The 23,216-nt window shown below is 73.6% G+C and carries 26 protein-coding genes; 15 read left to right on the forward strand and 11 right to left on the reverse strand.

Going from position 1 to position 23,216, the window contains the following annotated elements; all coding sequences use genetic code 11:
* The first annotated feature begins 28 nt into the window (after positions 1–28).
* Positions 29–835, forward strand: coding sequence for an HAD-IIA family hydrolase (locus tag ACZ42A_RS04495; RefSeq protein ID WP_468525629.1), 807 nt, complete (start codon positions 29–31; stop codon positions 833–835).
* Here the strand turns inward: ACZ42A_RS04495 and ACZ42A_RS04500 are convergent.
* From ACZ42A_RS04500 to ACZ42A_RS04510, 3 genes are all read right to left on the reverse strand, one after another.
* Positions 832–1,605: a sulfite exporter TauE/SafE family protein gene (locus ACZ42A_RS04500; protein ID WP_468525630.1), complete on the reverse strand. Its 774-nt coding sequence runs from the start codon at positions 1,603–1,605 to the stop codon at positions 832–834. The genes ACZ42A_RS04495 and ACZ42A_RS04500 overlap by 4 nt on opposite strands.
* A gap of 81 nt (positions 1,606–1,686) precedes the next feature.
* Positions 1,687–3,192 (reverse strand): long-chain-fatty-acid--CoA ligase, encoded by a 1,506-nt coding sequence (locus ACZ42A_RS04505; RefSeq protein ID WP_468525631.1) that lies wholly within the window; start codon positions 3,190–3,192, stop codon positions 1,687–1,689.
* A gap of 161 nt (positions 3,193–3,353) precedes the next feature.
* Complete coding sequence (locus ACZ42A_RS04510; protein WP_468525632.1) at positions 3,354–4,541, reverse strand: thiolase family protein; 1,188 nt, start codon at positions 4,539–4,541, stop codon at positions 3,354–3,356.
* Positions 4,542–4,705: 164 nt separating this feature from the next.
* Between ACZ42A_RS04510 and ACZ42A_RS04515 the strand changes: the two genes are divergently transcribed.
* The 5 genes from ACZ42A_RS04515 (at position 4,706) to ACZ42A_RS04535 (ending at position 8,056) form a co-directional block, all read left to right on the forward strand.
* The gene (locus tag ACZ42A_RS04515; protein WP_468525633.1) at positions 4,706–5,527 is read left to right on the forward strand and encodes an alpha/beta hydrolase; all 822 of its coding nucleotides are present in this window, start codon (positions 4,706–4,708) and stop codon (positions 5,525–5,527) included.
* A 155-nt stretch (positions 5,528–5,682) separates the two neighbouring features.
* Positions 5,683–6,165 carry a Dps family protein gene (locus tag ACZ42A_RS04520; protein ID WP_468525634.1) on the forward strand — a complete coding sequence of 161 codons (483 nt, stop codon included), beginning with the start codon at positions 5,683–5,685 and terminating at the stop codon, positions 6,163–6,165.
* 39 nt (positions 6,166–6,204) lie between these two features.
* A complete protein-coding gene (locus tag ACZ42A_RS04525) occupies positions 6,205–6,537 on the forward strand; it encodes a DUF3140 domain-containing protein (RefSeq protein ID WP_468525635.1) in 333 nt (110 codons plus the stop codon).
* On the forward strand, positions 6,534–7,181 hold the full coding sequence (locus ACZ42A_RS04530; RefSeq protein WP_468525636.1) for an endonuclease: 648 nt from the start codon (positions 6,534–6,536) through the stop codon (positions 7,179–7,181). Before ACZ42A_RS04525 ends, ACZ42A_RS04530 begins: the two co-directional genes overlap by 4 nt.
* 62 nt (positions 7,182–7,243) lie before the next feature.
* Positions 7,244–8,056 carry an SAM-dependent methyltransferase gene (locus tag ACZ42A_RS04535; RefSeq protein ID WP_468525637.1) on the forward strand — a complete coding sequence of 271 codons (813 nt, stop codon included), beginning with the start codon at positions 7,244–7,246 and terminating at the stop codon, positions 8,054–8,056.
* A gap of 93 nt (positions 8,057–8,149) precedes the next feature.
* Here the strand turns inward: ACZ42A_RS04535 and ACZ42A_RS04540 are convergent, their stop codons facing one another.
* The 3 genes from ACZ42A_RS04540 to ACZ42A_RS04550 all read right to left on the reverse strand — a co-directional run bounded on the left by ACZ42A_RS04540 (position 8,150) and on the right by ACZ42A_RS04550 (position 10,661).
* Positions 8,150–9,394, reverse strand: coding sequence for an amidohydrolase (locus ACZ42A_RS04540; protein WP_468525638.1), 1,245 nt, complete (start codon positions 9,392–9,394; stop codon positions 8,150–8,152).
* Between the two features lie 77 nt (positions 9,395–9,471).
* Positions 9,472–10,269 (reverse strand): aquaporin, encoded by a 798-nt coding sequence (locus tag ACZ42A_RS04545; protein ID WP_468525639.1) that lies wholly within the window; start codon positions 10,267–10,269, stop codon positions 9,472–9,474.
* Positions 10,270–10,346: 77 nt separating this feature from the next.
* Positions 10,347–10,661, reverse strand: a complete 315-nt coding sequence (locus ACZ42A_RS04550) for an ArsR/SmtB family transcription factor (RefSeq protein ID WP_468525640.1) — start codon at positions 10,659–10,661, stop codon at positions 10,347–10,349.
* A gap of 42 nt (positions 10,662–10,703) precedes the next feature.
* Between ACZ42A_RS04550 and ACZ42A_RS04555 the strand changes: the two genes are divergently transcribed.
* Together ACZ42A_RS04555 and ACZ42A_RS04560 are read left to right on the forward strand one after the other, a co-directional pair.
* Positions 10,704–11,126 (forward strand): arsenate reductase ArsC, encoded by a 423-nt coding sequence (locus tag ACZ42A_RS04555; protein ID WP_468525641.1) that lies wholly within the window; start codon positions 10,704–10,706, stop codon positions 11,124–11,126.
* 132 nt (positions 11,127–11,258) lie between these two features.
* A complete protein-coding gene (locus ACZ42A_RS04560; protein WP_468525642.1) occupies positions 11,259–12,668 on the forward strand; it encodes a serine/threonine-protein kinase in 1,410 nt (469 codons plus the stop codon).
* 1 nt (position 12,669) lies between these two features.
* On the opposite strand, the gene ACZ42A_RS04565 is transcribed toward ACZ42A_RS04560, so the two are convergent.
* Positions 12,670–13,647, reverse strand: coding sequence for a Dyp-type peroxidase (locus ACZ42A_RS04565; RefSeq protein ID WP_468525643.1), 978 nt, complete (start codon positions 13,645–13,647; stop codon positions 12,670–12,672).
* A 129-nt stretch (positions 13,648–13,776) separates the two neighbouring features.
* Positions 13,777–14,658 carry a Cof-type HAD-IIB family hydrolase gene (locus ACZ42A_RS04570; RefSeq protein WP_468525644.1) on the reverse strand — a complete coding sequence of 294 codons (882 nt, stop codon included), beginning with the start codon at positions 14,656–14,658 and terminating at the stop codon, positions 13,777–13,779.
* Positions 14,659–14,829: 171 nt separating this feature from the next.
* Here ACZ42A_RS04570 and ACZ42A_RS04575 point away from each other — a divergent pair, with 171 nt between their 5' ends.
* The 7 genes from ACZ42A_RS04575 (at position 14,830) to ACZ42A_RS04605 (ending at position 20,635) form a co-directional block, all read left to right on the forward strand.
* Entirely contained in the window at positions 14,830–15,639 is an 810-nt protein-coding gene (locus tag ACZ42A_RS04575; protein ID WP_468525645.1) for an SAM-dependent methyltransferase, read from the forward strand.
* Positions 15,640–15,679: 40 nt separating this feature from the next.
* Entirely contained in the window at positions 15,680–17,083 is a 1,404-nt protein-coding gene (locus ACZ42A_RS04580) for a type I glutamate--ammonia ligase (RefSeq protein ID WP_468525646.1), read from the forward strand.
* 1 nt (position 17,084) lies between these two features.
* Positions 17,085–18,224, forward strand: a complete 1,140-nt coding sequence (locus ACZ42A_RS04585; RefSeq protein WP_468525647.1) for an amidohydrolase family protein — start codon at positions 17,085–17,087, stop codon at positions 18,222–18,224.
* 24 nt (positions 18,225–18,248) lie between these two features.
* Positions 18,249–18,776, forward strand: a complete 528-nt coding sequence (locus tag ACZ42A_RS04590) for an NUDIX hydrolase family protein (RefSeq protein WP_365762911.1) — start codon at positions 18,249–18,251, stop codon at positions 18,774–18,776.
* Complete coding sequence (locus ACZ42A_RS04595; RefSeq protein ID WP_468525648.1) at positions 18,773–19,192, forward strand: (2Fe-2S) ferredoxin domain-containing protein; 420 nt, start codon at positions 18,773–18,775, stop codon at positions 19,190–19,192. The genes ACZ42A_RS04590 and ACZ42A_RS04595 overlap by 4 nt, the downstream gene beginning before the upstream one ends.
* A gap of 93 nt (positions 19,193–19,285) precedes the next feature.
* Complete coding sequence (gene rpmF, locus ACZ42A_RS04600) at positions 19,286–19,456, forward strand: 50S ribosomal protein L32 (protein ID WP_086173436.1); 171 nt, start codon at positions 19,286–19,288, stop codon at positions 19,454–19,456.
* Positions 19,457–19,462: 6 nt separating this feature from the next.
* Positions 19,463–20,635, forward strand: a complete 1,173-nt coding sequence (locus tag ACZ42A_RS04605; RefSeq protein ID WP_468525649.1) for a GTP-binding protein — start codon at positions 19,463–19,465, stop codon at positions 20,633–20,635.
* 111 nt (positions 20,636–20,746) lie between these two features.
* Here the strand turns inward: ACZ42A_RS04605 and ACZ42A_RS04610 are convergent, their stop codons facing one another.
* From ACZ42A_RS04610 to ACZ42A_RS04620, 3 genes are all read right to left on the reverse strand, one after another.
* Entirely contained in the window at positions 20,747–21,319 is a 573-nt protein-coding gene (locus ACZ42A_RS04610; protein ID WP_468525650.1) for a sigma factor, read from the reverse strand.
* Between the two features lie 103 nt (positions 21,320–21,422).
* Positions 21,423–22,049, reverse strand: a complete 627-nt coding sequence (locus ACZ42A_RS04615) for a hypothetical protein (RefSeq protein ID WP_468525651.1) — start codon at positions 22,047–22,049, stop codon at positions 21,423–21,425.
* 68 nt (positions 22,050–22,117) lie between these two features.
* The gene (locus tag ACZ42A_RS04620) at positions 22,118–23,158 is read right to left on the reverse strand and encodes an NADP-dependent oxidoreductase (RefSeq protein WP_468525652.1); all 1,041 of its coding nucleotides are present in this window, start codon (positions 23,156–23,158) and stop codon (positions 22,118–22,120) included.
* Positions 23,159–23,216 lie beyond the last annotated feature (58 nt).

Consider the following 23,216-nt stretch of genomic DNA (forward strand, 5'->3'; position numbering starts at 1 on the left):
GCGGCCGCGGCGTGGTTATCGTCCTGTCATGGACTCGGTGCGTGCCGCCCTCATCGACATCGACGGCGTCCTGACCGTCTCCTGGCAGCCGCTGCCGGGTGCGGTCGAGGCGCTGCGGGAGGTCCGGGAGGCAGGGCTGCCGTTCGCGCTGGTGACCAACACGACGTCCCGTACCCGCGCGTCGATCGCCGGGACGCTCGCGGACGCCGGGTTTCCGGTGACCGCCGAGGACATCCTCACCGCTCCGGCCGTCACCGCCGCGTATCTCGCCGAGCGGTATCCGGGCGCGCGCTGCTTCCTGCTGAACAGCGGGGACATCGCGGCGGATCTGGAGGGGGTGCCCCTGGTCGGCGAGGACACCGCGGAGGGCGTGGATGTCGTGCTCGTCGGCGGTGCCGGGCCCGAGTTCGGGTACGCGTCCCTCGACCGGGCCTTCGGGTATCTCCAGCGCGGGGCCCGGCTTGTGGCCATGCACCGCAATCTGTACTGGCGTACCGATCAGGGACTGCGGCTGGACGCGGGGGCGTTCCTGGCCGGGCTCGAGCAGGCCGCGCGTACCGAGGCGGAGGTGACCGGGAAGCCGTCGGCGGCGTTCTTCGAGGCGGCGCTGGGGCGGCTCGGGGCCGGGGCGGGCGAGGCGGTGATGGTGGGGGACGACATCGAGTCCGATGTGCTCGCGGCCCAGCGCGCCGGTCTCACAGGGGTGCTGGTGCGGACCGGGAAGTACCTGCCGGAGACGCATCGGGCGGCGAGCGGCGAGCCCGACCATGTCGTCGACTCGTTCGCGGATCTTCCCGCTCTGCTCGGGCTGCGCGACGGCGGCAAGGCGCGCTAGCGCAGCAGGAGTTGCAGGGCACCGAGCACCGTCGCGGCGATCACGAGTTGCTCGAAGAGCCGCTGGTTGATCCGGCTCACGGCCCATGTGCCGAGCACCGCCCCGGGTACGACGAACAGCACGAGCGCCGCGTCGAGGAGCAGCGAGGGTCCGTCGATCAGGCCGAGGCCCGCGCTGAAGGGCACCTTGGAGACGTTCACGATCAGGAAGAAGAAGGCCGACGTGCCCAGGAAGCCCAGCTTCCGGAAGCCCGCCGACAGCAGGTACATCGCCATCACCGGTCCACCGGCGTTCGCGACCATGGTCGTGAAGCCGCCGAGCACGCCGTACGAGCGGGCCTTGATCCGGCCCGCCCGGGTGCTGACCGAGTCCGGCTCCGCCGCCCTCTCCGCCGTACGCCGTCGCCATACTGTCAGCGCGGCCATCAGCAGCAGGATCGCGCCGATCGAGGTGCGGACGATCTCGTCGTCGGCCCACATGAGGAACACCGTGCCGACGACGACTCCGGCCGCGACCGCCGGGAACAGCCGCCACAGCGTGGGCCAGTGGGCGTGCCGCCGGTAGATGAGGACGGCGAGGACGTCCCCGGCGATGAGCAGTGGGAGCAGCACCCCGGTGGAGGCGCGGGCGGGCAGCACCGCCGCGAAGACGGCGAGGCTGATCGTGTTGGCACCGCTCACCGCTGTCTTGGAGAAGCCGACGAGCAGCGCCGCGAGGGCGAGGGCGGCGAACTCCCAGCCGGTGATGTGCCAGAGCGTCATCGTGTCCATGCGGGCACCGATGCTAAGCGCACGCAACCGGCCGCGGTAAGCGCTGTCTCGCCTGGTGACACCGGGCGCCCCGCGCCGCGGTCAGGCGTACCGCGCGCGCAGCTCCCGCTTCAGCACCTTCATGCTCGGCCCCAGCGGCAGCGTGTCCGTGAACTCCACGCGCCGCGGGTACTTGTGGCGGCCCAGGCGCTCCTTGGCCCAGTCGGTGAGGGCGTCCGCGGCCGGTGCGGTGCCCTGCGCCGGGACGACCACGGCGCAGATCTCCTCCCCGTGCAGCTCGTCCGGCAGGCCGATGACCGCGACCTGGGCGATGCCCGGGTGGCGCATCAGGACCTCCTCGACCTCGCGCGGGTAGACGTTGTAGCCGCCGCGGATGATGACGTCCTTCTTCCGGTCGACGATCCGCAGGAACCCGTCCGCGTCCTTGGTGCCGAGGTCGCCGGTGCGGAACCAGCCGTCGACCAGCGCCTCGGCGGTGGCCTCCGGTCGGCCGAGGTAGCCGGAGAAGACGTTGTGGCCACGGATGACGACCTCGCCCAGCTCGTCCGCCGGCAGCAGATCGATCCGGTCCTCGACGTCGGCGCGGGCGATCTCCACGTCCACGCCCCACAGGGGATGCCCGATGGTCCCGGCCTTGGTGCCGAACACCGGCTGGTTCACGGTCGCCGTCGGCGAGGTCTCCGACAGCCCGTAACCCTCGTAGACCGGTCCCCCGAAGGTCTCCTCGAACCGTTCGAGGACCGCTACCGGCAGCGATGCCCCGCCGGAGATACACACCCGCAGCGCGGGCAGGGCCGCCGCCTCGGCCGCCGCGGCGACCAGGGCGACGTACATGGTGGGCACGCCGTGGAAGGTGTTCACCCTCTCCCGTACCATCAGCTCGATCGCGCGCGCCGCGTCGAAGCGGGGCATCAGGACGAGCGTCGCGCCGGCCCGCCAGGTGGAGTTCAGAGACACCGTCTGGCCGAAGGCGTGGAACAGCGGCAGCGCGCCGAGGGCGATGTCGTCGGGGCGGATGTCGTTGGCGTCAAAGGCGTTGACCGTAGCGTTCATCACCAGGTTGAGGTGAGTGAGGACGGCGCCCTTGGGGACGCCGGTGGTGCCGCTGGTGTAGAAGACGACGGCCGGGTCGTCGGCGTCGCGGGTGACGTACGACGGCAACGGCTCGGCGTCCGCGGCGAGTTTGTCGAACTCGGCGCCCAGCACCACGACCCGTACCCCGGCGGCCCGTGCCGCGGCGGTGCCCGTCTCGGCCTGCGCCGGGTGGCACAGCAGCAGGGTCGCGCCGCTGTCCCTCAGCACATGCTCGACCTCCGGCGCCGAGAGCAGCAGATGGACGGGGACGACCACGCCGCCGGCCGCCGCGATCGCGTAGTACGCCGTCGGGAACTCGGCCACGTTGGGCGCCATCAGGGCGACCCGGTCCCCGGGGCGTATGCCGAGCCCGGCGAGGGCACCGGCCCGGGCGAGGGCCCGCTGCCAGACCTCGGCGAAGGTGAGGCGCAGATCGCCTTCGACGAGGGCGGTCCTGGCGGGCCGGCGGCGCGCGTTCTCGGCAAGGATGCTCGCGACGGACAGGGTTGCCATGGAGAGGGTTGCTCCGTTTCGTTGCGGCTCTGGTTCCGAATGCCCGGCTCGGGGCCCGTTGCGAAGCGAGTCGGCGCCCCTCGGGGATGCGAGTCGGCACCCCGCCGGGGTGCGAATCGGCGCCCCGCCGGGGTGCGAATCGGCGCCCCGTGGGGGTGCGATCAGTGCCTCTCGACCAGCACCGCGCTCCCCTGCCCGACCCCCACGCACATCGTCGCCAGGCCCCGCTCCGCCCCCGTGCGGCGCATCCGGTGCAGCAGGGTGGTCAGGATGCGGGCGCCGGAGCAGCCGAGCGGGTGACCGAGGGCGATCGCGCCGCCGGTGGGGTTGACCAGGTCGGGGTCGATGCCGAGCTGGTCGACGCAGGCGAGGGCCTGCGCGGCGAACGCCTCGTTGAACTCGGCCTCCTGGACGTCGCCGATGCTCCAGCCCGCCCGGGCGAGGACCTTGCGGGTGGCGGGGACCGGGCCGATGCCCATGACGTCGGGGTGGACACCGGCCGAGCCGCCGGCGACATAGCGGCCCAGGGATTCGAGGCCCAGCTCGTTCAGAGCTTCCTCGCTGACCAGGAGGAGGCCCGCGGCGCCGTCGTTCATCGGCGAGGCGTTTCCGGCGGTGACGGTGCCGCCGTCACGGAAGACCGGCTTGAGGCGGGACAGCTTCTCGTAGGAGGTGTCCTCGCGGACGCACTCGTCGCTGTCGACGACGACCCCGTCGGGGCGGGTGACGGGCAGGAGTTCGTCGTCGAACTGGCCGTTCTTGCGGGCGAGGGCGGCCCGCTGGTGACTGCGCAGGGCGAACTCGTCCTGGCGTTCGCGGGTGATGCCGTACCGCGCCGCGACCTCCTCGGCGGTCTCGCCCATGGAGAGCAGGCCGTGCAGCTCCCGCATCGCCGGGTTGACCAGGCGCCAGCCGAGCCGGGTGTCGGCCGTCTCGATGCGGTGGGGCAGCGCCTCGTCGGGGCGGGGCAGCACGAAGGGGGCGCGGCTCATGGACTCGGAGCCGCCCGCGAGGACGATGTCCGCCTCTCCGGCGGCGATGGTGCGGGCGGCGGTGGTGACGGCCTCCAGGCCGGAGGCGCACAGCCGGTTGACCGTGGCGCCGGGCACGGAGTCGGGCAGTCCGGCGAGCAGGGCGGCCATGCGGGCGACGTTGCGGTTGTCCTCGCCGGCCTGGTTGGCGGCGCCCCAGTAGACGTCGTCGATGCGCGCCGGGTCCAGCGCGGGCACGTCGGCGACGAGGCCGCGGATCACGGCGGCGGCGAGGTCGTCGGGCCGTACCGAGGACAGGGCTCCGCGCAGCTTGCCGATGGGGGTGCGGCGGGCGGCCGCGAAGTGGACGGGACGCACGAGTGGACTCCTGACCGTCATCGCTCAGCGGACAAGGGCAGTACCGGGGGCGATGTGGAGCGCCCGCATTAATTAGCACTGCTAGTTTTCGACTATAGACCTCCGGACGGCTCCCTGGGAAGATCCAACCCTTCGCATCCTTCCCCGACGCGGCTGGAGGAGCCATGACCGACGCCCGCGAGCACGCCCTCACCGGAACGCGGGGCACGATCGCCGCCCGCGAGTGGCCGCACCCGCGGCCCCGGTACACCGCTCTCGTGGTGCACGGCTACGGCGAGCACATCGGCCGGTACGACGAGGTGGCCGGCGTACTGACGGAGCACGGCGCGGCCGTGTTCGGGCCCGACCACATGGGCCATGGCCGGTCGGCGGGCGAGCGGGTGGTGATCGAGGACTTCGAGGACGTGGTCGGCGATGTGCACACCGTGGCGGCGCTGGCCCGGTCCGCGCATCCGGACGTACCGATGGTGATGATCGGGCACTCCATGGGCGGCCTGATCGCCGCCCGGTACGCCCAGCGCTACGGCGGTGAACTCGCCGCGCTGGTGCTGTCCGGGCCGGTGATCGGCGCCTGGGAGACGCCGGGGCGGCTGCTCGCCCACGAGGCGGCGCACGGCGAGATCCCCGACATCCCGATCAACCCGGCCGCGCTCTCCCGCGACCCGGCGGTCGGGGCGGCGTACGCGGCGGATCCGCTGGTCTGGCACGGCCCGATGAAGCGGCCGACGCTCCGGGCGTTCGTCCGGACCCTGGAGGACGTCGCCAAGGGCGGTGACGTGGGGCGGCTGCCGCTGCTGTGGCTGCACGGCGACGACGACCGGCTGGTGCCGCTCGCGGGCAGCCGCACCGGCGTGGAGCGGCTGAGCGGCGGGGCGCCGACCGAGCGGATCTTCCGGGGTGCGCGACACGAGGTGTTCCACGAGACGAACCGCGCGGAGGCTTTCGCCGAGGTGACGGCGTTCGTGGACCGGGTGCTCGGGGACTGACCGGGCAGGTCCCTTCACCCACCGGAACCTCCTCTCACCCCCTGAGACACGCCGGGTTTGTACCGGTACGCCTGGGGCACCCGCGCCCCGTACGTCCAGGACACCCACGGACGACCGAGCCCGAGTGAGGACGAGTGAGAAGGAGAAGCGCCCCCATGACCGTCGTGAAGAGCACCCTGCCCGACGACGCCCGCCGGGTCGCCTGTGACGCGCTCCAGGAGACACTGGTGGATCTGCTCGGGCTGTCACTGATCGGGAAGCAGGCGCACTGGAACATCGTCGGCCCCCGCTTCCGCTCGATCCACCTCCAGCTGGACGAGGTGGTCGCCATCGCCCGTGCCCACTCCGACACGGTGGCGGAACGGTGCGCCGCACTGGGCGTACCGCCGGACGGGCGGCCGGAGACCATCGCCGCGCGGTTCACGCTGCCCGGGCCGAAGGAGGGCTGGGTGCGGGACACCGAGGTGGTCCAGGTACTGGTGGAGTCGCTGGAGGCGGCGATCGGACGGCTGCGGGAACGCATCGAGGCGACCGACCGTCCGGATCCGGTCACCCAGGATCTGCTGATCGGCATCACGGCCGACCTGGAGAAGCAGCGCTGGATGTTCGACGCCGAGAACTTCCCGCGCGACGACTGATCCACCGCGCGGGCACCACTTTTCGAGAAGGGGCAGGCCATGACGGACTCCGCCGAACTCGACACCCTGTGGGAGAACTTCCACCGCGTGGTGAACATGACCTCCGAGGAGCTGGACTCCTGGCTGCGGGTCCGCGACGCGGGCGAGGCCACCGAGCCGCTGCCGGACCAGGCGGGCCCGCCGCTCGGGCGGCAGGTGCTCGCCATCCTGCGCAAGCGGCGCATGGACCTCACGGACGAGGACATCCGGGTGATGTCGAAGGTCGTGGACATGGTGTCCGGTCAGACGGACATCGCGAACGAGCCCGATGCCGAGCAGACGCGTCGCCGCCACGCGCTGATGTCGATCGGCCATGACCCGCTGAAGCCATGAGCGACGAACGGCGGGTGGTGCGCGAGCTGGTGCGCGCGCACGGGCGCACATACGCCGAGGAGGCGGGCATCCGGCTGCGGGACACCCCGCAGCCGCTGTACCGGCTGCTGGTGCTGTCGGTACTGCTCAGCGCGCGGATCCGGGCATCGGTCGCCGTCGCGGCGGCGCGCGAGCTGCACGAGGCGGGGATGCGCGACCCGCGCCGGATGGCCGACGCCGACTGGCAGCGGCGCGTCGACGCGCTGGGCGAGGGCGGCTACCGGCGCTACGACGAGCGCACGGCCACCATGCTCGGCGACGGCGCGGAGCTGCTGACCGAGCGCTGGGGCGGGGATCTGCGCCGGCTGCGCAAGGAGGCCGACGGCGATCCGAAGGAGCTGCGGCGGCTGCTCCAGGAGGTGCCCGGCCTGGGCCCGGCCGGCGCGGACATCTTCCTGCGCGAGGTGCAGCGGGTCTGGCCGGAAGTGGCGCCCTACCTCGACGACAAGGCGCTGTCCGGCGCCCAGCGGCTCGGGCTGCCGAAGGACCCGGACCGGCTGGTCAAGGCCGCCGGAGACACCGAACCGGCCGTGCTGGCCGCCGCGTTGGTGCGGGCGGCGCTGGAGAAGGAGGTGGCCGAAGACACGCTCCGCCGCGCCGCGTGATCGTGTCAGACTGCTCGCAGCCCCGGGCGTCCGCGGGGCCCGCCGAGCTTGAGGAGCAGCGTGTGACCGGGACCGGACCGGCCGTACGGAGAATCGACACGACCCGGCCTCATCCGGCCCGGGTCTACGACTGGTATCTCGGCGGCAAGGACAACTACCCGGTCGACGAGGAACTCGGCCGCCAGATCATGGCGATCGACGACGGCGCCCCGCGGGCCGCCCGCGCCAACCGCTGGTTCATGCAGCGGGCCACCCGGCTGCTGGTCCGGGAGCCGGGCATCCGCCAGTTCCTCGACATCGGCTCCGGCATACCGACCGAGCCCAACCTCCATCAGATCGCCCAGTCGGCCGCGCCGGAGTCCCGGGTCGTCTACGTCGACAACGACCCGATCGTCCTCGCCCACGCCGAGGCCCTGCTGCGCGGCACCCGCGAGGGCGCCACGGACTACGTCCAGGCGGACGCGCGGGAACCGGAGCGCATTCTCGAACAGGCCGCCCAGGTCATCGACTTCGAGCGGCCGGTCGCGCTCTCCCTGATCGCGCTGCTGCACTTCATCGCGGACGAGGACGGCGCGTACGAGCTGGTGGACACCCTCGTCGACGCGCTCGCGCCGGGCAGTTGTCTGGTGCTGTCCGCGATGACCGCCGACTTCGAGCCGGAGAACGTGCGGCGCGGCATCGCGGCGTACACCGCGGGCGGGATGACCCTGGTGGCCCGCTCGCAGGCCGAAGTGGGCCGTTTCTTCAAGGGCCTCGAACTGCTGGACCCGGGCATCGTGTCCGTCGCCGACTGGCGGCCGGATCTGGCGGAAGGCGAGTCGGACCTCGGCCCGGGTCCGGTGTCGCTGTACGGCGCGGTGGGGCGCAAGGTCTGATTCCGGCCAACCGGGCGTCGGCGGTGACCAGGAGAGCCGGGCTCGGTAATCAGGCAAGCCGGGCGAGGTGACCAGGAGAGCCGGGCTCGGTAATCAGGCAAGCCGGGCGAGGGCCGCGGAGACGAGGGTCCGTACGCCCGGCACGAGCGCGGCGGGATCGGGGGCGAACAGCGGGCTGTGGTTCGCGGGTACGGCGGCGATCTTCTGCCCCAGCTCCTCGCCGGGCGCCGCCTCCCACACGTCGGGCGGGGTCGTGGTGACGAACCAGTAGTCGTACGGCACCCCGTCCGGGGCGAGGCGGGAGAAGTCCTCGCTGCCGGTGGCCCGGCCGAAGTCCAGCACGGTGTCCGCGCCGAGGAGCGCGCGGTGGACGGCGGCGATCTCGGCGTCGAGGGCGGCGTCGTTGACGGTGACCGGGAAGCCGTCCCCGGCGAGGGCGAGGTCGGGCGGGGCCGGGCAGCCGGCGGCGGCGCACTCGCCCTCCACGATGCGCCGGATCGCCGCGAGGACCCGGTCGCGCACTCCGGCGTCCTGGGTGCGCAGGTTCAGCCCCAGCCGGGCCTCGGCGGGGATGATGTTGTGCCGTGCGCCCGCATGGAACCGACCCACCGTCAGCACCACCGAGTCCTTCGCGGCGACCTCCCGGGAGACCACGGTCTGGAGCCGGGTGACGACGTGCGCGGCGGTGACGATCGGGTCGACGGCCGCCTCGGGACGTGAGCCGTGGCCGCCGCGGCCGTGCACGACGACGTCCAGGTCGTCGGAGGCCGACAGGATCAGCCCCGGCGTGTGCGCGTAGAACCCGACGAGTCCGGGCGCGGCATGCTGGCCGAAGAGCACGTCGGGGCGCGGGAAGCGCTCGTGCACCCCGTCCGCGACCATCGCCGCCGCTCCCCCGCCGGACTCCTCGGCGGGCTGCCCGACCACGACGAGGGTGCCGGACCAGGCGTCCCGGCCTGCGGCGAGCGCTTCGGCGGCGCCCGCGAGCCAGGTGACGTGCAGATCGTGGCCGCAGGCGTGCATCACACCGTCGACGGTGGAGGCGTACGGCAGGCCCGTCGCCTCCCGCACGGGCAGCGCGTCCATGTCCGCGCGCAGCCACACGACCGGCCCGTCCCCGTTCGCCAGCACGCCGACCACGCCGGTCCTGCCGACGCCTTCGGTCACCTCGCAACCCGCCGCGCGCAGCCGGGCGGCGAGGACGGCGGCAGTGCGGTGCTCCTGGAAGGACAGCTCGGGGTGGCGGTGCAGGTCCCGGTAGAAGTCCTCCAGTTCGGCGGCCTTCAGCCCGGCGGTCAGCTCCTGGGCGAGGCGGGCGACGGCGACCGAATCACGCATGCTGCTTCCTTCCCCTGGCAGGCGGGCGGGTGCTGCGGCGGTTCGCGCACCATCCTGCCCGCTCGTCCGCCCGTCGCCTACGCGGAGGAGCCGCCGCCGGCCCGCTGCGGCACGGAGGTCCACCCGAAGAGCAGCGCGACCAGCCCCAGGCCGATCACCGCGCCCGCCAGCTGCGCCCCGACGAACCCGGGGACCGAGCCCGGCGCGATGCCCGCGAAGGTGTCGCTGAAGGCGCGGCCGACCGTGACCGCGGGGTTGGCGAAGGAGGTGGACGAGGTGAACCAGTAGGCGGCGCCGATGTAGGAGGCGACCGCGACCGGGGCGAACCGCAGCCGGTCGGTGCGTGCCAGACCGAAGATCAGCAGGATCAGACCGGCCGTGGCGACGACCTCGCCGAGCAGCAGCGGCCCGGCCGAGCGGTCGTGCGTGGACCAGCGCACCAGGGGCTCGCCGAACATCGCGTCCGCGAGCACGGCGCCCGCGATCGCGCCGGCGGTCTGCGCGGGGACGTACGCCGCTGCCTCGCGGAGGGTGACGCCGGTGCCGTCCCGTCGGGCGGTCCACCACTCGGCCAGCGTCACGACGGGGTTGAAGTGGGCGCCGGAGACCGGGCCGAGCAGGGTGATCAGCACGCCGAGGCCGAACACCGTGGCGAGGCAGTTGGCCAGCAGCTGGACGCCGACGTCCCGGGTCAGGTCGGTGGCCTGGATCCCGGAGCCGACGACGACGGCCACCAGGGCGGCGGTGCCGACCAGTTCGGCGGCGGCGCGGGCGGCCAGCGGCGGCCGGGGCGCGGGGGCCGGGGAGGGAGCGGATATCGGCGTACCGGCGGCGGGCACGGCGGAACCGGCGGCGGTCTCTTCGGTGGCGGTCAACGGGACTCCGTACGGGAGGGACCCCTTTCGGGGCGGACGAGGGTGCGCTGATCAGGGAGCGGACGAGGACGGACTGGTCAGGGGCAGGACCGCTTGACGTTGTTCTCGGCGGTGGCCCGCGCGGTCTCGGCCAGCTCGGCGAAGCCGCCGGCCAGGGAGGCGATGACGTCGGGCCTGAGCCGGTAGTAGGTGAACCGGCCGCACGGCTCCGTCTCCACCACGCCCGCCTCGCGCAGCACCTTCAGGTGGTTGGACAGGTTGGTCTGCCGGGCCCCGGTCTCCTCCACCAGGTGGGTGGTGCACAGGGTCTCGCGGGCGAGCAGGGTGACGATCCGCAGGCGCAGCGGATCGGCCAGCACCCGGATCAGATCAGCATCGACTGACGTCAGCATGGGCTGATACTGTCACATCACCCGTCACCGAAGGAAATGCCCATGGCCTCCGCTCCGCTCGCCTCCGTCCTGTTCGTCTGCGTCCACAACGCCGGCCGCTCGCAGATGGCCGCCGGTTTCCTCGACCACCTCGCCGGGGACCGGATCGAGGTCCGCTCCGCCGGATCGCTCCCCGCCGACCAGGTCAACCCGGCCGCCGTCGAGGCGATGAAGGAGGTCGGCGTCGACATCGCCGACCGGAAGCCGAAGGTCCTCACCACCGAGGCCGTCCAGGCGTCGGACTACGTCATCACCATGGGCTGCGGCGACGCCTGCCCGATTTTCCCCGGCAAGAAGTACCTCGACTGGGCCCTGGAGGACCCGGCGGGCAAGGGCGTCGAGGCGGTCCGGCCGATCCGCGACGAGATCCGCGAGCGCATCGAGGCGCTGATCGCCGAGATCGACGCCGGACGGCCGGGAGCCTGACGCCCACGGTGATCAACGCCCCCGCGCTGCCGGTACGCTGTGGCAGCCGCGGCGCTCCCCCCACATCACCCGCACCCGCGCGGTGAGTTGGCCCGCGGCGGTCGACTCACTCAGGACGAGGACGAAGCACAGGTGCTCATAGCGGGCCGGTACCGGCTGCAGGACCCGATCGGGCGCGGCGCGATGGGAGAGGTCTGGCGGGCGTACGACGACACGCTCGGCAGGCCGGTGGCCGTCAAACTGCTGCTGCCCCAGGACTCCGACACCACCGCCGCCTCCCGGTTCCGGCTGGAGGCCCAGACGGCCGGCCGGCTCCACCACCCCCATGTGGTCGGTGTCCTGGACTTCGGCACCTACGAGAACAAGCTGTTCCTGGTGATGGAGCTGGTCGACGGCGACAGCCTGGCCGGGCTGCTCGCCCGCTCCGGCCCGCAGCCCGCCGAGCGGGTGGCCCGGATCGCCGCGGAGGCCGCCGCCGGGCTCGCCGCCGCCCACCAGCAGGGCATCGTGCACCGGGACATCAAGCCCGCCAACCTGCTGCTGGACGCCGACGGGACCCTGAAGATCGGCGACTTCGGCATTGCACGCTTCATGGACGACCCGGCCGCCGCGCTCACCGCGACCGGGCAGATCGTCGGGACCAGCCTGTACATCGCGCCGGAACGCGCGCTGGGCAAGCCCGCCGGTCCGCCCAGCGACGTCTACTCGCTGGGCTGCGTGCTGTACCAACTCCTCACCGGCACCCCGCCGTTCCAGGCCGACAGCGCCATCGCCATCCTCCATCAGCACCTCGACGCCGCCCCCACCCCGCCCCGGCAGCGCGGCGCCCAGCTGCCGCCCGCCTTCGAGAGCTATCTGCTCGGGCTGCTGGCCAAGCAGCCCGAACACCGGCCCGCCGCCGCGCAGGTCGCCGAGTGGTTCGCCTCGGGGGCCTGGCAGGGCCGCCCCGGGCCGCTGTCCGCGCCGGCGCCGGGACTCCCCGCCGAGGAACCGCGGCCCGAGCCGCACGCGGCCGGGCAGCACGGCCCGCGCCCGGAGCCGGCGTCACGACAGCAGCCGCAGCCGCGCCCGCTGGGTGAGACCGGTCCGGCGACCACCTACATGCTGCCGTCCTCCGGCGGACCGGTCTCCCGGCGCCGCCCGGCCTCCGGGAACGGGCGGAAGGTGGCGGCCGGCGTCGCCGGACTGGGGCTCTTCCTGGCCGCGATGCTCGCCGGGATGATGTGGTTCGCGCCCGACGAGAGCGGCTCGGAGAGCTCCCGCACGGACCCCTCCGCCACCGCCGACCCCATCGCGACGGCCCCGGACGCGCAGAACGGGGCGCCGGCCGCGGACTCCCTGGGCGAGGCCCCGGCCGCCGACGCTCCCGGCGAGGTCCCGGCCGCCGACACCCCCGTCCCGAACGCGGAGGCTCCGGTGACCGCCACCACCGCGCAGGCGCCCGTGGCCTCCGCTCCGTCGCCCGCCGCGTCGACCCCGCCCCCGGCGGCCGGCACTCCGGCGCCCGCCGGGGACGACGGCGAGGAGGGCGAGGACGACTGAGTCACCGCGGCTTGCCGTGCTCGGAGAGGTCCTGGAGCAGGTCGGCCGAGGGGACGAAGAACAGCGTGCCGGTGACCGCGCGGGAGAAGTCCAGCAGCGGGTCGGGGCCGCCGGCGGGGGTGCCGATGAACATGCGGCGCAGCATGGTCTCGGTGAGCTGCGGGTCGCGGGCGTAGGCGATGAAGTAGGTGCCGAACTCCCCTCGGCCCGGCCTGCCGAACGGCATCGCGGCGCGCAGGATGCGCTGCTCGGTGCCGTCCGGGCCTAGCATGGTGTTGACCTCCTTGTGGGAGCCGGGCGCGTCCAGTTCCAGGCCGGTCGCCTTGGCCCGGCCCATCACCCGCTCCTGCTCCTCCGTGCTGAGCCTCTCCCACGCCTCCACGTCGTGCAGGTACTTCTGCACGATGGCGTACGAGCCGCCCCGGAACTCCGGGTCCTCGTCGCCGATCAGCGCCGCCTCGGCGGCGTCGGGGCCGACCGGGTTCTCGGTGCCGTCGACGAAGCCGAGCAGATTGCGGGCGTCGTAGTAGGCGAAGGCCTGCACCTCGTCCTGGACGGTGGCCGCGCCGCGCAGACCCTTCATGATCTCGGCGGTCAGCGCGAAGCACAGGTCGGGCCGCGCGGCCCGGATGTGGAAGAGCAGGTCTCCCGGGGTGGACACGGCGTGGTGGCGGGGCCCGGCCAGTTCGCGGAACGGGTGCAGGGCGGCGGGGCGCGGCGCGCCGTAGAGCCGGTCCCAGGCCCCGGCGCCGATGCCCGCCACACAGGACAGGGCCCCGTCCGGGTGCGGGAAGGCGAGTGCCCGCTCCCAGCCGGGGAGCGCGGCCAGCACCTCGCGGGCCGCCGTCTCCCCACCGGGGTCGACGGTGACCACCAGGAAGACCGCGGCGCTCGCGGGCGGGCCCAGCACCGGCTGCTGCCGGACCCGGGGCGATGCGACCGCTGGAACCGATGGATCCGACGGAACCGAGGACGGCATGGCTCCCCCTCTTCGACGTGACGTCCCGGCCAAGTGGCCGGTCGGCACCCCTCACCATGCCCCGTACGGCGGAGCGCGACACGGCGCACGGAGGGGGCGTCAGGGGGCGCGGGGGAGGTCGGCCGACCGTCAGCCGGCCGGGTCCGCGTCCGGCAGGCCGAGCACGCGCCGGACGGTGCGCAGGACGCCGTCGTCGTTGTTGGAGGGCGCGAGATGGCGGGCCCGGCGGATCACCTCGGGGTGGGCGTTGGCCATGGCGAACGACCACTCGGCGGTGTCCATCAGCTCCAGGTCGTTGAGGTAGTCGCCGAACACCATGGTCTGGGCGGGGGTGATGCCCAGCTCCCGCTGGAGGCGGCGGACGGCGGCGCCCTTGTCGGCGGTGCGGTTCATGACGTCGACCCAGTGCTCGCCGGAGACCACGACCTGATGGGTCCCGGCGAACGCGGCCAGCGCGGGGGCGGTGGTGCGTTCGGCGGGCCCGAAGTCGTAGAGGGCCACCTTGAGGATGTCGTCGTCGACGGCGGTGACGTCCTCGACGATCCGGTTCTCCACGTAGTACCGGCGGACCTCGGCGAGGAAGGCGGCGTCGGTCCGCTCGACGTAGGCGGACTTCTTGCCGCAGACGACGGCCCCGACGTCGACGCCGTCGGCGGACAGCCGCCGTACGGCCGCGACGATCTCGGCGACGACGCCCGGCTCCAGCGGGTCGGAGCTCAGCTCCACCCCGTCACGCACCACGTAGGTGCCGTTCTCCGCGATGAACACCATGCCCTGCGCGGCCCGGGCGAACTCCCGCGCCAGGGTGGCGTACTGGCGGCCGCTGGCCGGGCTGAACAGCACGCCGCGCTCGCGCAGCAGCGCCAGCACCTCCCACAGCCCGTCCGGGGCCCGCTTGTGGTCGTCGAGGAGCGTGCCGTCCATGTCGGTGACGACGAGCCGGATGTCGGCGGGAGCGGGAGCGATCGGGGTGTCGGCGGCGGTGGGGAGGGGTGAGTGGGAGTACGGCATGTCCTGCTTCCTGCGACGGCAGCCCTTTGTCGTTCCGTGGACGACTGTCAACCCTACCCGGGGGCACTCACCCGTCCGGGTGAGCATCCCCTCCTCCGGTTTCCCGGACGCGCTGATCATGAGCGCGGCACAATGGCGGGGAGGGCGGTACCGGCGAGGAGAGGAATCGACGTGAGCGAGGGCCCCACCCCGGAGGGAGCGGCACGCCTGAACACCGGTGTGGCGCACAACGCCCGGGTCTGGAACTACTGGATCGGCGGCAAGGACAACTACGAGGTCGACCAGCGGGTCGGCGACCACGTGGCCTCGATGTTCCCGGTGATCCGGGACATCGCCCGCGCGGACCGGGAGTTCCTCGGCCGGGCCGTGCGGTTCCTGGCCGCCGAGCGCGGGATGCGGCAGTTCCTGGACATCGGCACCGGGCTGCCCACGGCGGAGAACACCCACGAGATCGCCCAGCGCATCGCGCCCGAGTCGCGGATCGTGTACGTCGACAACGACCCGATCGTGCTGATGCACGCCCGCACCCTGCTGACCGGCACCCCGGAGGGCGCCACCGACTACATCGACGCCGACGCGCACCATCCGGACGGCATCCTGGAGCAGGCCGCCCGCACCCTGGACCTGACCCGGCCGGTCGCGGTGATGATGCTGGGCATCCTCAACTTCGTCCTCGACACCGGCGAGGCCCGGGACATCGTCCGCCGGGTCATGGCGGCGGTCCCCTCCGGCAGCTTCCTGGTACTGACCCACCCCACCTTCGAGCCCGAGCTGGGCGGCGAGGGCCAGATCCCGGCGATGAAGTTCTGGAACGAGAACGCCACGCCGCCGATCACCGCCCGCAGCCGCGCCGACATCGCCGCGTTCTTCGAGGGGCTGGAGCTGCTGGAGCCGGGGCTGGTCTCCTGCTCCCAGTGGCGCTCGGAGCACCCGTGGCCCGTCGCGGTTCCGCAGTACGGCGCGGTGGCCGTGAAGCCCTGACCCGGCAGCGGCCCGCCGAGCGCGTCGAGGAGGAAGACGTATGACCACGCTGTCCGACCCCGTCCCCGGCGGCCGGCCCGGGGACGTCGAGCGGGCCGCCGCACTGGGCGAGGAGCTGTCCGGGCGGGGCGTGCACGGGATCGTCCTGGCCTACGTCGACACCGCGGGTGTCTGCCGGGTGAAGACGATCCCGACCGCGCGGCTGGCCGACGCCGCGGCCTGGGGCGTCGGTATGTCCCCGGTGTTCGACACCTTCCTGGCCGACGACACGATCGTGCGCACCGATGTGCTCGGCTCCCCGGACGGGGATCTGCGTCTCTTCCCCGACCTGGACCGGCTGTCGGTGCTCGCCGCGCAGCCCGGCTGGGCGTGGGCGCCGGTGGACCGGATCACCCAGGAGGGCGAGCCGTATCCGGCCTGCTCCCGCACGTTTCTGCGCCGGGTCGTGGAGCGGGCCGGGCGGGAGTACGGGCTGGCGTTCCGCGCGGCCGTGGAGATCGAGTGGTCGGTGGGGCCGGCGTCGGCGCCCGACGGGGAGTTCGTCCCGGCGGTGTCGGGTCCGGCGTACGGCGCGATCCGGCAGGTGGAGCTGAGCGAGTGCGCGGCCGATCTGCTGGCGGCCTGCGCGGCACAGGGCGTGGATGTCGAACAGGTGCACCCGGAGTACGCGCCCGGCCAGTTCGAGATCTCGGTGGGCGCCCTGGACCCGGTGGCGGCGGCCGACCGCAGCGTCCTGGTGCGGCAGACGATCCGGGCGGTGGCCCGGCGCCACGGTCTGCGGGTCTCCTTTGCCCCGGCCGTCCTCGCCGATGGCGTCGGCAACGGCGGCCACATCCACCTCTCCGCCTGGCGCGACGGCGTCAATCTGCACGCGGGGGGACCGGGCCGGTACGGCATGACGGCCGAGGCGGAGTCCTTCGCGGCCGGCATCCTGGACCGGCTGCCCGCGCTCACGGCGGTGACCGCGCCGAGCCCGGCCAGCAGGCTTCGGCTCCAACCGTCCCGGTGGGCCGGGGTGTTCACCGCCTGGGGCCGGGAGGCGCGGGAGTGTGCGCTCCGGGTCGTCACCGGCCCCGCCGGCCGGCGCGACCGGGCGGCGAACCTGGAGATCAAGCCGGTCGACCTGGCCGCCAACCCGTATCTCGCGCTCGGCTGTCTGATCTCCGCCGGACTGGACGGGATCACGGCGGGCGCCGCGCTCCCGGAGGAGACGACCGACGACCCCGCCCTGCTGAGCGCCGCGGAGGCGGCGGCGCGCGGAGTGCGGCGGCTGCCGGCCTCGCTGCCGGAGTCGGTGGCGGAGTTCCGGCGGGACGCGGGGCTGCGGCGGGCGCTGGGGCCGGTGCTCGCCGACGCGGTGATCGCCGTACGGGAGGGGGAGGCCGCCGCCGTGGCGGGGCTGGACGACGGGCAGGTGGCCGCCGCGTACCGGTGGGTGTACTGACATGGCCGCCCCCGGACCGGTCGAGGAGGCCCTCGCCGCGCTGCCGCTCGTGGACCACCACTGCCACGGGGTCGTCACCGAGGACCCCGACCGGGACCGCTTCGAGTCGCTGCTCACCGAGGGCGACGCCTGGCCCGGGGTCTCCCCCTTCGACAGCCCCGTCGGCGTGGCCGTGCGCCGGCACTGCGCTCCCCTGCTGGACCTGCCGCGGCACGCACCGGCCGAGGAGTATCTGGCCCGCCGCACGGAGCTGGGGGCGGCGGAGGTCAACCGGCGGTTCCTGACGGCGGCGGGCACCGAAGTCCTCTGCGTCGACACCGGATACGCCCCGCAGGCCCTGACCACCCCGGCCGAACTGGCCGCTGCCTCCGGCGCCGTCGCGTACGAAGTCGTACGGCTGGAGAGCGTCGCGGAGGCGGTGACGGCGGCCGGGGTGGAGCCGGACGCCTATGCCGAAACGTTCCGGGCAGCCGCCTGGGAGGAGGTGCGGCGGCCCGGCGTGGTGGCGGTGAAGTCGGTCGCCGCCTACCGCACCGGCTTCGCCCTGGACCCCGCCCGTCCGGCGGACGCGGAGGTCACCGAGGCGGCCCGCCGGTGGCTCGCGGCGGGCGGCGGACGGCTCGCCGACCCCGTCCTCGTCCGGCATCTGCTGTGGACGGCCGTCGAGCTGGGCCTGCCGCTCCAGCTGCACACCGGGTTCGGGGACGCCGACCTGCGCCTGCACCACGCCGACCCGGCCCTGCTGACCGACTGGCTGCGGCTGACCGCGGGCACGGTTCCGGTGCTGCTGCTCCACTGCTGGCCGTACCACCGGCAGGCCGGCTATCTGGCGTCGGTGTTCGAGCACGTGTATCTCGATCTCGGCCTGACGCTGACGCACGTCGGCCCGGCCCGGGCTGGGGCCGTGCTCGCCGAGGCGATGGAGATCACCCCGTTCCGCAAACTGCTGTACAGCTCCGACGCCTACGGTGTGGCGGAGTTCCACCGGCTCGGCGCGCTCGCCTTCCGGCGGGGACTGGCCGGACTGCTCCAGGAGAGGGTGGACGCCGACGAGCTGAGCCTGCCGGACGCCCTGCGGATCGCCCGGTGGGCGGGACGGGACAACGCCCGCCGGGTCTACCGGTTTTCCGACGACACCTGAAAGTATGATCAAGCAATGTCTGACATGACCGAAACCACGCCCGGTTGGCTGACACCCGACGAACTCGAACTGGCCCGCGCCCGCATGCCGATCCTGTACGTCGAGGCGGTGCCGGTCCGCGTGGACGACAGCGGTGAGGTCACCAGCATCGGACTGCTGCTGCGCATCGGGCCGGACGGCACCGTCAGCCGCACCCTGGTCTCCGGCCGGGTGCTGCACCACGAGCGGGTCCGGGACGCCCTGCTGCGCCATCTGGAGAAGGACCTCGGCCCGGTCGCCCTGCCCCGCGTCCCGGCCTCGCTCCAGCCCTTCACGGTCGCCGAGTACTTCCCGACCCAGGGCATCACCCCGTACCACGACCCGCGCCAGCACGCGGTCTCCCTCGCCTACGTCGTCCCGGTCACCGGCGACTGCCGGCCCCGGCAGGACGCCCTCGACCTGGTCTGGTTCAGCCCCCAGGAGGCCGCGTCGGAGGCGGTGCAGAGCGAGATGCCGGGCGGGCACGGCGTCCTGCTCAAGCAGGCCCTCGCCCACGTGGGCCTGGCGCTTTGAGCACCACGCCGGGCACCCTCGGCACCCTCCGGTTCACCCCCCGGCCCTGCACCCTCGTCGTCTGCCGGGGCTGCTGCTGCGGCAACCCGCGCAAGCACCCCGGCACCGACCACGCCTGGCAGCTGGAGCGGCTGCGGGCCGCCGCGGCGGACTCCGGCGGCCGGTTCACCGTGCGCGTCACGGACTGTCTCGGCCCCTGCGACCAGGCGAACGTCATCGTCGTCCAGCCCTCCAGCGCGGGCCGGCGGGCCGGGGGCCGGGCGGTCTGGGTGGGGTTCGCCATGGACGACGACTCCACCGAGGAGCTGCTGGAGTGGGCGGCGGCGGGCGGGCCCGGGGTCGCCGAGCCGCCGGCGACGCTGCAGCTGCAGTTCATCCCCGCGCCGCGCGAGGGGAAGGTGCGCAGCCGCCGCTGAGGAGAGCCGCGGGACTACGCGGGACCTCTTTTCGTAATGGGATCCATTTTCATGTAGCGTTCTGCCTGGTTCACCCACCCAGGAAGGACTCCCATGGCCGTTCCCAAGCGGAAGATGTCCCGCAGCAACACCCGGCACCGCCGCGCCCAGTGGAAGGCGAGCACGCCGAACCTGGTCCCCGTCACCGTCGACGGCGTCCGCCACCTGGTGCCGCAGCACCTGGTCAGGGCGTACGAGCGCGGGCTGCTGCGCCCCGAGGGCTGACCGGCGATGCCGTACGACCGACTGCCCGTCACCGTCCTGTCCGGGTTCCTCGGGGCGGGCAAGACCACGCTGCTCAACCACGTCCTCGCGAACCGCGAGGGGCTGCGCGTCGCCGTGATCGTCAACGACATGAGCGAGATCAACATCGACGCGGCGCTGGTCCGCGGCGGCGAGGCCGCGCTGTCGCGCACCGAGGAGCGGCTGGTCGAGATGACCAACGGCTGCATCTGCTGCACCCTGCGGGACGATCTGCTGGACGAGGTCGACCGGCTGGCCCGCGAGGGCCGCTTCGACCATCTGCTGATCGAGTCGTCCGGCATCTCCGAGCCCATGCCGGTGGCCGCCACCTTCGCCTTCGCCCGCGACGACGGCGCCACCCTCGGCGACCTGGCCCGTCTGGACACCATGGTCACCGTGGTCGACGCGGCCAACTTCCTGGCCGAGCTGGACAGCGGTGACGAACTGGCCGAGCGGGGCCTCGCCCCGTACGAGGACGACGAGCGCACCGTCAGCGATCTGCTGATCGACCAGGTCGAGTTCGCCGACGTCCTCGTGCTCAACAAGCTCGACCTGGTGGACGAGGCCGCCGCCGACCGGCTGCGCGCGGCCCTCGCCCGGCTCAACCCGGCGGCCCGGATCGTCCCGGCCACCCAGGGCCGGGTGGACCTCCGGCAGGTGCTGGACACCGGCCTGTTCGACCTGGACCGCGCCCAGCAGGCGCCGGGCTGGGTCCGCGAGCTCAACGGCGACCATGTGCCGGAGACCGAGGAGTACGGCATCTCCTCGACCGTCTTCCGCTCCGAACTGCCGTTCCATCCCGGGCGGTTGTGGACGTTCGTCACCGAGCGGATGGACAGCGGCGCCCACGGACGGATCCTGCGCTCCAAGGGCTTCTTCACCCTGGCCACCCGTCCCCATGTCACCGGCCTGTGGTCACAGGCGGGCTCCGTCGCCCGCTTCGAGCCGTCCTCGGCCCGCGACCACGAGGCGCCGCACGCACAGGAACTGGTCTTCATCGGCACCGAGCTGGACCCGGCGTCGCTGCACGCGGAGCTGTCCGCCTGTCTGCTGCGCGCCGGCGAACCGGTGCCCGCCGAGGACCCGTTCCCCGCGTGGACGGCGCACGGCGTGGACGACGCCTGCGCACTCGACCACCTCGAACCCGCCGGGAGCCACTGAACTCCGGGCCGGGTGGCGGACGCAGCCACGGCGCCGCCCGGCCCGGTACACACAGGGCGGGTCCTACGACGAGGGAGGGTGCCCGAGGCCCGAGGGCACCCTCCCTTCCGCTCAGGCGGCCGCCGCGAGCAGCTCGATCAGCGTCGCGCGGGCCCGGGCGACCCGGGACCGCAGGGTGCCGACCGGGCAGCCGCCGATCCGGGCCGCCTCCGCGTACGGCAGTCCGAGCAGCTGGGTGAGGACGAAGGCCTCCCGGCGCTCGTCGGGGAGGGCCGCGAGCAGATCGAGCAGGGCGACCCCGTCGTCGAAGCCCGGCAGCCCGCACGGCTGCGCCCGCTCCACGGCCACCCGCCAGTCCGCGGTGTCGCACGGCCGTGGCCGGGCTCCGGCGTGGCGGTAGCTGTCGACGACCGCCCGGCGGGCGATGGCCAGCAGCCAGGAGCGCGCCGAGGACCGCCCCTCGAAGCGGTGCAGACTGCCGAGCGCCCGCAGGAACGTGTCCTGCGCGAGATCGTCGACCGCCTGGGGATCGGCACAGAGGTGGGCGACGTACCGCAGGACGTCGCGGTGCAGGGCGCGGACGAACCGTTCGACGGCGTCCGGGTCACCGCCGCGGGCGGCGAGCGCCCAGGCGGTTATCGACTCGTCGGCACGCTCGGGCGTGGGCAGGGCAGAAGTGATCACCTGGTGTCCTTCTCGTCACGTGGGGAGACGGCCGTACGGCCCTGCGCGGGCGTACGGCCGGGGCCCGAGGCGCACACGGGCGACCTCGGGAAACCGGCTGTCGTCAGACGACAGCGGTCCCCACGGGCGGACCCCGGGAGGTGATCGCGTGGACGAGGAGGAGCCGGCGCGGCGACCGGTCCGAGCGGCGCCGCCGCGGACGCGGGAGCGGCGGATGCGCTACGACGATCAGGCCGAGCGGCAGCCGCAGCGGTGCCGCGAGCCAGCCGGCCACGGCGCGCAGGATGCGGAAGGCGGCGCGCTCGCCGTACGCGAGCCACAGGCCGCACAGCAGCGCGGCCAGCAGGTGAGCGGCGAGCATGCCGGAGGAGGAGCCGGCCGGGGCGGGGTCGGCCGCCATCGAGTGACCCCCATGCCCCATATGAGCCATGTTCCTCATGTGGGGCATATGGGCGGTGTGACCGAGATCCGGCGACCCGGACTGGGCGAAGGAGAACACCGAGTGGAGTGCGGTCTGGGCGGCGACCACGACGGTCGTGATCAGCGGCAGCCCCCGCTCCCGCCCGGCCAGCCCCCAGCCCACGGCACCGGTGACGGCGAGCCCGCCGGCCAGTGTCCAGCCGGGGACGTGCCGTCCGGACATCAGGACGTGCCCCAGGGCGGCGAGCAGCACACAGACGGCCGCGAACACCGCGGCCCGCACCGTGCGCGCACCCCACCCTGCCGTCATGACCGCCTCATCCTCGCATCCGGGGCTCGATCCTCACTCGTGCCCTACGGAAATCGGCGGCCCGCCACTCAGAGGCGGACGAGCATCTTGCCGGTGTTGGCGCCGTTCAGCACGCCCAGGAACGCCTCGGGAGCGCGTTCGATGCCCGTCACCACCGTCTCCCGGGTGCGCAGCGTGCCGTCGGCCAGCCAGCGGGCCGCCCGGGCGGCGTAGCCGGGGAGCCGGTCCAGGTGGTCGACGACCAGCAGTCCGCGCAGGGTGAGCTGCTTGAGCACGGCGTCGTAGAGGTTGGCAGGGCCCGGCACCGGCCGGGTGGCGTTGTAGCCGCTGATCATGCCGACCAGGGCCACCCGGCCCCCGGTGTTCAGCGCGCCGATCGCGGCCTCGAGGTGGTCGCCGCCGACGTTGTCGACGTAGACGTCGATGCCGTCGGGCGCCGCCTCGGCCAGCTGGGCGGCCAGTGGTCCGGCCCGGTGGTCGAGGGCCGCGTCGAAGCCGAACTCCTCCGTCAGCACCCGGCCCTTCTCCGGCCCGCCCGCCGAGCCGATCACCCGGGAGGCGCCGAACTCGCGGGCCAGCTGCCCGGCGACGCTGCCGACCGCGCCGGCGGCGCCGGAGACGAAGACGACGTCGCCCTCCCGGACCGGCGCGGTCTCGGTGACGGCCAGATAGCCGGTGAACCCGGTCTGGCCGAGGACGTGCAGATGGTCCTGGGGCCGGGAGTCCGTCACGTCGAGGACGGTCGCCTCGGCGGCGCCGAGCAGGGCGTACTCCCTCCAGCCCGCGAAGTGCGCCACCGTCGCGCCCACCGGCACGTCCGGGCTGCGCGAGGCCACCACCTCGCCGACGGCGTGGCCCTCCAGCACCCGGCCGACCTCGAACGGGGCGACGTAGGAGGAGTTGTCGTCCATCCGGCCGCGCATGTACGGGTCCACGGACATCCAGGTGTTGCGGACCAGGATCTGTCCGTCCCCCGGCTCCGGAACCTCGGTGCGCACCAGCGCGAAGTCGGCGGGCAGGGGCTCTCCGTGCGGGCGGGCGGCGAGCCGGATCTCGCGGCTGACGGTGGCGGTGGTCGCGGTGGGGTGTGTGGTGGCGTGCGTGGTCATGGCTGCAACCCTTCGGCGCTGGCGTCGTGTTGACGTTCCGACGGTGCCGGAGGGCACT

Source organism: Streptomyces sp. NPDC030838 (genome assembly GCF_055572035.1).

Excerpts from the sequence above, each read along its gene's own strand:
- ACZ42A_RS04620 (WP_468525652.1), bottom strand. The coding sequence starts at position 23,158 with ATGACCACGCACGCCACCACACACCCCACCGCGACCACCGCCACCGTC.
- ACZ42A_RS04555 (WP_468525641.1), top strand. The coding sequence starts at position 10,704 with ATGGCCTCCGCTCCGCTCGCCTCCGTCCTGTTCGTCTGCGTCCACAAC.
- ACZ42A_RS04615 (WP_468525651.1), bottom strand. The coding sequence starts at position 22,049 with ATGACGGCAGGGTGGGGTGCGCGCACGGTGCGGGCCGCGGTGTTCGCG.
- ACZ42A_RS04530 (WP_468525636.1), top strand. The coding sequence starts at position 6,534 with ATGAGCGACGAACGGCGGGTGGTGCGCGAGCTGGTGCGCGCGCACGGG.
- rpmF (WP_086173436.1), top strand. The coding sequence starts at position 19,286 with ATGGCCGTTCCCAAGCGGAAGATGTCCCGCAGCAACACCCGGCACCGC.
- ACZ42A_RS04515 (WP_468525633.1), top strand. The coding sequence starts at position 4,706 with ATGACCGACGCCCGCGAGCACGCCCTCACCGGAACGCGGGGCACGATC.
- ACZ42A_RS04590 (WP_365762911.1), top strand. The coding sequence starts at position 18,249 with ATGACCGAAACCACGCCCGGTTGGCTGACACCCGACGAACTCGAACTG.
- ACZ42A_RS04565 (WP_468525643.1), bottom strand. The coding sequence starts at position 13,647 with ATGCCGTCCTCGGTTCCGTCGGATCCATCGGTTCCAGCGGTCGCATCG.
- ACZ42A_RS04540 (WP_468525638.1), bottom strand. The coding sequence starts at position 9,394 with ATGCGTGATTCGGTCGCCGTCGCCCGCCTCGCCCAGGAGCTGACCGCC.
- ACZ42A_RS04550 (WP_468525640.1), bottom strand. The coding sequence starts at position 10,661 with ATGCTGACGTCAGTCGATGCTGATCTGATCCGGGTGCTGGCCGATCCG.
- ACZ42A_RS04580 (WP_468525646.1), top strand. The coding sequence starts at position 15,680 with ATGACCACGCTGTCCGACCCCGTCCCCGGCGGCCGGCCCGGGGACGTC.
- ACZ42A_RS04505 (WP_468525631.1), bottom strand. The coding sequence starts at position 3,192 with ATGGCAACCCTGTCCGTCGCGAGCATCCTTGCCGAGAACGCGCGCCGC.
- ACZ42A_RS04500 (WP_468525630.1), bottom strand. The coding sequence starts at position 1,605 with ATGGACACGATGACGCTCTGGCACATCACCGGCTGGGAGTTCGCCGCC.
- ACZ42A_RS04525 (WP_468525635.1), top strand. The coding sequence starts at position 6,205 with ATGACGGACTCCGCCGAACTCGACACCCTGTGGGAGAACTTCCACCGC.
- ACZ42A_RS04605 (WP_468525649.1), top strand. The coding sequence starts at position 19,463 with ATGCCGTACGACCGACTGCCCGTCACCGTCCTGTCCGGGTTCCTCGGG.
- ACZ42A_RS04585 (WP_468525647.1), top strand. The coding sequence starts at position 17,085 with ATGGCCGCCCCCGGACCGGTCGAGGAGGCCCTCGCCGCGCTGCCGCTC.
- ACZ42A_RS04520 (WP_468525634.1), top strand. The coding sequence starts at position 5,683 with ATGACCGTCGTGAAGAGCACCCTGCCCGACGACGCCCGCCGGGTCGCC.
- ACZ42A_RS04570 (WP_468525644.1), bottom strand. The coding sequence starts at position 14,658 with ATGCCGTACTCCCACTCACCCCTCCCCACCGCCGCCGACACCCCGATC.
- ACZ42A_RS04495 (WP_468525629.1), top strand. The coding sequence starts at position 29 with ATGGACTCGGTGCGTGCCGCCCTCATCGACATCGACGGCGTCCTGACC.